2 protein-coding genes and 1 pseudogene are annotated in these 2,961 nt (G+C 64.2%); all 3 read left to right on the plus strand.

Translation table 11 applies throughout. The annotated features are described in order from the left end of the window. Positions 1 to 184: 184 nt before the first annotated feature. Positions 185 to 739, plus strand: a complete 555-nt coding sequence (locus FHS87_RS23545; protein ID WP_221300335.1) for a helix-turn-helix domain-containing protein — start codon at positions 185 to 187, stop codon at positions 737 to 739. Positions 740 to 814: 75 nt separating this feature from the next. Continuing rightward, positions 815 to 1,219, plus strand: a complete 405-nt coding sequence (locus tag FHS87_RS23550; RefSeq protein WP_221300336.1) for a hypothetical protein — start codon at positions 815 to 817, stop codon at positions 1,217 to 1,219. Between the two features lie 495 nt (positions 1,220 to 1,714). Continuing rightward, a pseudogene (locus FHS87_RS23075) lies at positions 1,715 to 2,834 on the plus strand (ISNCY family transposase); the annotation flags it as partial. Positions 2,835 to 2,961: the final 127 nt, after the last annotated feature.

A 2,961-nucleotide genomic window follows, 5' to 3' on the forward strand; every position in this document is an offset into this window, starting at 1 on the left:
AACGCCCCAGGAGGCGTTCCTGACCGCCCTCACCTCCCCTGCACCAGGTAGCGCTCCATGACCAAGTCACCGTCGCACTTCGATTGGAAACCGCCCCGGGTTAAAATGTCCGTGTCGAGCCGGGTAGAAATGTCCTCAGGCCCTCGCCGGCTCCCATGCTCGGGAAGCCTGCGAGGAGCCGGGCATGGGTTGGGTGCTGATGAACGAGCGCGAGCTGCATCGGGTGGGCGTGCTGACGGAGATCATTGAGGCGCGCCGGAGCGTGGCGTCCGGGGCCGCGCTGCTGGGCCTGACGGCCCGCCACACCCGGCGCCTCGTCGAGCGGTATCGGAGGAGCGGTGCTGCGGGCCTGGTGCACGGTCATCGCAACCGCCCTTCGAACCGGCGCCGTCCGGCCTCGCTCCGCCAGCAGGCTCTGGCGCTGCTTCGAGAACACTACCCCGGCTACGGCCCGACGCTTGCGTCAGAGGCGCTACTCGAGCGGCACGGGCTGCGGGTGCCGCGGGAGACGCTCAGGGGTTGGATGCGCGAGGATGGGCTCTGGCTGACCCGGGCACAACGACGGCGCTTCCACCAAAGTCGGCCAAGGCGCGAGCATTTCGGTGAACTGGTCCAGGTTGATGGGTCGGAGCATCGCTGGTTCGGGCCGGAGCACCCAGCTTGCACCCTGCTGGTGTTTGTCGACGATGCGACCAGCCGGTTGATGCAACTGCGGTTCGTGCCAAGCGAGAGCACGTAGAGCTACTTCGCCGCTCTGGAAGGCTACCTGACGGAGCATGGCTGCCCCGTTGCGTTTTACTCTGACAAGCACACCGTGTTCCGGGTGGCCAAGGCTGATGCACTTGCCGGCCAGGGCATGACGCAGTTCGGCCGAGCGCTGGCGGAACTGATCATCGAGATCCTGTGCGCTAATTCGTCGCAGGCCAAGGGGCGCGTAGAGCGAGCAAACCGCACGCTGCAGGACCGCTTGGCGAAGGAGCTGCAGCGAGAGGGCATCTTCACGATCGAAGAGGCCAATCGGTTCCTGTCGGGCTTCGTCGAGCGGTTCAACACGCGCTTCGCCTTGCCCCCTGCCCGGCCCGCCAATCTGCACCGGCCGCTCAAGATCCCTCTGTCGCGCCTTCGGGACATCCTGTGCCGTCGCGAGTTTCGCTACGTGGGCCAACAGCTCCAGCTATCCTGGCAGCGGAAGCTATTAACCCTTGAGCCAGCGCGCTGACGGAGACCCTGCCAGGCCAGTACGTCGAGCTGTTCGACTTCGGTGACGGACGGCTGGAGGTGCGATGGAAAGGCATGTCCCTGCCTTACCGGACGTTCGACAAAGATCAGCGCGTCACCCACACGGCCGTGGTGGAGAACAAGCGGCTGACGGAGGCCATGGCAATGGTGCGAGAGATGCAGGCACAATCACTGCCGGCGCCGCGGATCAGGACCAATAGTGAGCGTGCCGGCTACGTTCCGAATGGCCGGAAACGAGGACGCCCACCCCGTTTATAGCTGGCTGAGACAACCGCGCAGTTCGCTCAACCTTTCAGGCACGATCAGGTCCCGTTCTCGGGTTGGACAGCACCGATATGGACATTTCTATCTGGCTTCTGGCCGGACATTTCTAACGGGTTGCAACACAGGGTGTAGGCGCAAAGCTAAAGTGTCACCCCTGAGCAAAGCAGAAATGTCAGCCTCCCCCAGGTGAGCCTTGGCTGGGAGGTTGGCAGTGGTCTGGGTGACGATAAGCGAGCGGGAACTGCACCGGGTCGAGGTTCTGACGGAGGTGCTGGGTGGTACACGCAGCCTGACCTCGGCTGCGGCAATGCTGGAACTCAGCACCCGGCAGGCTCACCGTTTGCTGCGGCGCTTTCGCCAGGGCGGCGCCAGTGCCATAGCGCACCAGGCGCGTGGGCGTCCTGCGAACAACCGGCTCGGTGACGGCGTTCGTGAACAGGTGCTGGCCCTGATCCGGGATCGGTACCGAGATTTCGGACCGACGCTGGCAGCGGAGATGCTGACGGAGCGTCCATGGGCTGACGGTCTCTCGGGAGACGTTGCGCCGCTGGATGGCCGGTGCTGGATTGTGGCTGTCGCGCAAGCAGCGCCGGCAGTTTCATCCGCCGCGGCTTCGACGCGAGCGCTGCGGCGAGTTGGTTCAGGTGGATGGTAGCGAGCACCGCTGGTTCGAGGATCGTGCTGGTCCTTGCACTCTCCTGGTCTTCATCGACGATGCCACCGGGCGGATGGTGCAGCTGTGTTTTGCGGCGAGCGAGAGTGCCTTCTCCTACTTCGGGGCGCTGCAGGGCTACCTGGAGGCGCATGGACGCCCGATTGCTTTGTACTCAGACAAGCACTCCGTCTTTCGTGTAACTCGACCGGAAGCCAAGGGTGGCCAGGGCATGACGCAGTTCGGCCGTGCCCTGTCAGAGCTGAACATCGAGATCCTTTTCGCCAACTCGAGCCAAGCCAAGGGGCGGGTCGAGCGGGTTAACCGGACGCTGCAGGACCGGCTGGTCAAGGAAATGCGGTTGGCCGGGATCAGCGGTATCGCAGCCGGCAACGCTTTCCTGCCCGGCTTCATGGAGCGCTTTAACACGCGCTTCGCCATCACCCCTGCCCTGCCCGGCGATCTCCACCGGCCGCTGAACCTGGCTCCGGAGCGGCTGCGTGACATCCTGTGCTGGCGAGAGCAGCGCTACGTGAGTGGCCAGCTGGCACTGTCCTACGAGCGCAAGCGGGTCATGCTGCGCGAGACCGACGTGACGCGCGGATTGGCCGGACAGTATGTCGACACCTACGCCTTCGCCGACGGGAGGCTGGAAGTACGATGGAAAGGGATCTCTCTATCCTAGGGTCAGGACCCATTAATTAGGGCTAGTGCCCTGATCGTGAAATTCCTACGATCATTTAGGTGATCGGTAGGGGTACGGCGATGGGCAAGCCTGCGGTGTCGATCGTGCTGAGCGCGGCCGA

The organism is Muricoccus pecuniae (genome assembly GCF_014199205.1).
GTDB lineage: Bacteria > Pseudomonadota > Alphaproteobacteria > Acetobacterales > Acetobacteraceae > Roseomonas > Roseomonas pecuniae.

Excerpts from the sequence above, each read along its gene's own strand:
- FHS87_RS23545 (WP_221300335.1), top strand. The coding sequence starts at position 185 with ATGGGTTGGGTGCTGATGAACGAGCGCGAGCTGCATCGGGTGGGCGTG.